The organism is Bacillus sanguinis, assembly GCF_018332475.1.
Lineage (GTDB): Bacteria > Bacillota > Bacilli > Bacillales > Bacillaceae_G > Bacillus_A > Bacillus_A sanguinis.
In genome coordinates this window covers 1-3,244 of sequence record NZ_BOQB01000352.1, presented here as the reverse complement: position 1 = coordinate 3,244, position 3,244 = coordinate 1, and the positions used below count along the sequence as shown (strand labels likewise).

The following is a 3,244-nucleotide window of genomic DNA, read 5'->3' as shown; positions in this document are numbered from 1 at the left end:
AGCTGCGATTGTTGTATTGATGGCAAAGTTTTTACCTGGTTTGCCGGTATAATATGATTGGACTAAAAGGTGGCTCTCCCAAGAGTCACCTTTTTTATTTTTACCCTTATTTCAAATACCACCAGCAAAATTTCAAATTCTACTTCATGTAATTTCAAATTTCAGTGGTCGTATTTGAAATTACTCACAGTGAATTCCCTTCGGTATTTTTATATTGTGAAGGTACCGCGGAATACTAGAAAGGTATACCTTTTAGAAATGGGTACTGTGTGAAGCCAGCGACTTTTACAGAGGCAGTTGTGTTGTATGAAGGTATGATTGTGAATCAAATAAAGAAGCTAGGGATTTATCAAGATTATGAAGAGTATTATCAATGTGGGTTAATTGGTCTTTGGCATGCGTATGAAAGGTATGATGCGGAGAAAGGAAGTTTTCCTGCATATGCAGTTATAACGGTGCGTGGTTATATATTAGAAAGGTTGAAGAAAGAGTTTGCAGTGCAAGAAAAGTGTGTATGTGTAGGGGAGTATGAGGATATCTTTCATTTTGAAGATATTGAAATGAGAGCGAAGGATTTTATGAGTGTATTAGATGAGAAGGAGAAGTACATTATTTTTGAACGTTTTTTTGTAGGAAAGACGATGGGGGAAATCGCTAGCGAGATGGAAATGACTTATTATCAAGTGAGATGGGTGTATCGGCAAGCACTTGATAAAATGCGAAATAGCTTAAGAGGATAAATACTATCATAAGAATGGAAGGCAAGGGATATTGCTTTCCATTCTACTTATTCTGTTAAGGTAGTAAATGTAATAAGAGGTTTTTAAATTGTAGTGAATCTTGCATGTTCATACGCGATAATACATACCCAGCTTTTAATAATTGTTGTTTTAACTTATGGGGACTGATATGTATAGTTGTAGTAGTGCCATTTGAAAAATGAATGTTAGCTTTTTTACTCTTTTTGAAAAACTCTATGTCATCTATATGGTTATAAAACAGCCAAATACAGTTTGGAGAAGAAGGAGATTCTGTTGGGAAAGCACAAATATATTCTCGATGATTAATTGGAATTGGGACATTTTGTTTGAAATGAAAGTTTGTTTGAACTGCTTTACGTCTGCCTTGATAAGTAGAGTGAACATTGGTTAGACAAGATTGCTTGATGAGTTGGAGAGCAGTTTGACAGGAGTAAAGATGATTCCCGCTACTTTCGATAATCTTTGTTTGATAATAAGGGTGCTTGTATGGCTCTAACATCATTGTAGAATTAGAAATAATAATATCATTTTCTTCATTCATAAATTTGATTCCCCCTTTATAAATGATGATAATTCTAAATATAATTATATACGAATTAAGTAAATTGATTGTTAATATTCTGTTTCATATTGTAAATTTTGGCTATTCGTTTACAATCAATAGATGATAGTCTTTCTAATTTGCATCGCTTGTACATATATATGAAAATAGAAAAGAGTAGGCGGTGAGATAGTATGAAGAAAAAGTATATTTTTATGGCTCTAGTTGTTGTTCTTCTAGTATATTTAGCAAATAGTAATCCGAGTAAAGGTGAATATACGGACTGGGCAGCAAAACAGTTTATGAAACGTAATGATGTAAGTAAGAAGCTAGACGAAGTTCAAAAGGAAAATGAAGAGGGCCTCCTTGGCGATTTAGCATCGGCTGGTAAGAAGTTGGCGAAAAAATATGTTGAGCCACAAGTGGGATTATTAATCGAGAATTATACAAAGCGAAATGATTATATTTTCTTCTCAACATATACGACGGAGTTTGATATAGGCGGAGAACACTATAAATATGTATGCGTCGGTTTTTCAAAAATCTTTATTCCGATTGAAATGCCGAAGAAAAAAGACGAATCTGCAAAATGATGCAGATTCGTCTTTTTGTTTATAAGGTAATGGGAACTTCAGATACATTCTTTTCTACGAGACGAGCTCCTTTTTTTCGAGTATTGTCATTGATTGACGAAAAGACAGATGAGGCAAGGATGGTATCCATTACTTGGTTTACGATTTGTGCATCGACGGGTGTGATCGGTTTCTCAATAGAAAAGACAACGGTTTTTCCATCTTCTTTCGCGAAGATTAATTCTAGTATTTGCATACATTATTTCCTCCTTTTTATTTATCGTGCTATATGCAGATAGAGCAATCGGTGTTAGTTAATAATTAGCAAGAGATCCCCCCACTGAGTAGAGTTTAACCTTATAGGGTAGAAAGATCTGATGTGCTAACAAGTTGTATAGCGTGAAGCGGTGATGCTTGTAAAGAAGCAAGAGCACGTGCTACGTTTTGTACTTGCGCTAAGTTTGCGTTTGTTTTAACACGCTTAAATTGTTTGTGCTTAAAAGCTGTTTTTCCGTTCTTATCTAATCCATTGTTTAAGACAAGACGTAAAGTTGAATCCATTACGATTGTTTCGACTGCCATGTTTATCACCCCCTTTCACTTTATAAATAGGGCGTGAATGTCAGGTTTTGGCGTGAAATTTATTCTTTTTTTTGGTACGCTTAAAAGACTAAGAGAGGGGCTTCGGAAGAATGAATCGTAAATGGTTATTTTGGATTCCTGTTTTACTATGGATGGGGTTGATTTTCTATTCCTCGGCACAACCATATAAAAACCAGGATATGCGTTCGGATATTGAACGATATGTAAATGTTGAGTTTGTGAAAGAGCATTTCTCGTGGGTATCTATCGATTATGGCGGTGGTACACCTGTTAGCATTGCAAATAAAGGTGTAGGCGGATTTATTGAGTTTTTCCTTCGTAAAGGTGCTCATTTTATGGTGTTCTTTATGCTCGGTTCATTGACGTATTATGCTTTTCATCGATCGGGTTATTCGAGAAAAAGGTGCTTTATATATGCTCTTCTTTTCGTTGCGGGATATGCAACATTTGATGAAATTCATCAATGGACTACGGGAGATCGTACACCGATGTGGCAAGATTCATTACTGGATACGTGTGGCGGATTAACTGGGATTATAATAAGTAATTGGTTTTGGAATAGAAAAAGGAGCTAATCTTTTGAGATTAGCTCCTTTTGTTTATACACCAAGTAATTCTTTTAGCTCGTCTGTAGATAGTTCGGTCATCCAACTATCGCTTGTAATGACGGCGTTGTTTAGTGATTGTTTTCTTTCTAACATTTCATCAATTTTTTCTTCGAGTGTCCCCGTTGTAATCAGTTTATGAACGTGGACGAAGCGTTTTTG

At 35.5% G+C, this 3,244-nt stretch carries 7 protein-coding genes; 3 read left to right on the top strand and 4 right to left on the bottom strand.

What is annotated here, in order from left to right; translation table 11 throughout:
• Positions 1-269: 269 nt before the first annotated feature.
• The gene (locus KI369_RS25815; protein WP_212958256.1) at positions 270-740 is read left to right on the top strand and encodes a sigma-70 family RNA polymerase sigma factor; all 471 of its coding nucleotides are present in this window, start codon (positions 270-272) and stop codon (positions 738-740) included.
• Positions 741-795: 55 nt separating this feature from the next.
• On the opposite strand, the gene KI369_RS25810 is transcribed toward KI369_RS25815, so the two are convergent.
• Complete coding sequence (locus KI369_RS25810) at positions 796-1,302, bottom strand: competence protein ComK (protein WP_212958254.1); 507 nt, start codon at positions 1,300-1,302, stop codon at positions 796-798.
• A gap of 194 nt (positions 1,303-1,496) precedes the next feature.
• On the opposite strand from KI369_RS25810, the gene KI369_RS25805 reads away from it, so the two are divergent.
• A complete protein-coding gene (locus tag KI369_RS25805; protein ID WP_212958252.1) occupies positions 1,497-1,895 on the top strand; it encodes a DUF4359 domain-containing protein in 399 nt (132 codons plus the stop codon).
• A gap of 19 nt (positions 1,896-1,914) precedes the next feature.
• On the opposite strand, the gene KI369_RS25800 is transcribed toward KI369_RS25805, so the two are convergent.
• A complete protein-coding gene (locus tag KI369_RS25800; RefSeq protein WP_212958250.1) occupies positions 1,915-2,130 on the bottom strand; it encodes a DUF2922 domain-containing protein in 216 nt (71 codons plus the stop codon).
• 101 nt (positions 2,131-2,231) lie between these two features.
• Positions 2,232-2,456, bottom strand: coding sequence for a DUF1659 domain-containing protein (locus KI369_RS25795; protein WP_212958248.1), 225 nt, complete (start codon positions 2,454-2,456; stop codon positions 2,232-2,234).
• A 110-nt stretch (positions 2,457-2,566) separates the two neighbouring features.
• On the opposite strand from KI369_RS25795, the gene KI369_RS25790 reads away from it, so the two are divergent.
• Positions 2,567-3,052 carry a VanZ family protein gene (locus KI369_RS25790; RefSeq protein WP_212958246.1) on the top strand — a complete coding sequence of 162 codons (486 nt, stop codon included), beginning with the start codon at positions 2,567-2,569 and terminating at the stop codon, positions 3,050-3,052.
• Positions 3,053-3,076: 24 nt separating this feature from the next.
• Here KI369_RS25790 and KI369_RS29950 read toward each other — a convergent pair.
• Positions 3,077-3,244, bottom strand: a 168-nt coding sequence (locus KI369_RS29950) for a hypothetical protein (protein WP_438800515.1), incomplete at its 5' end; no start/stop codon positions are given.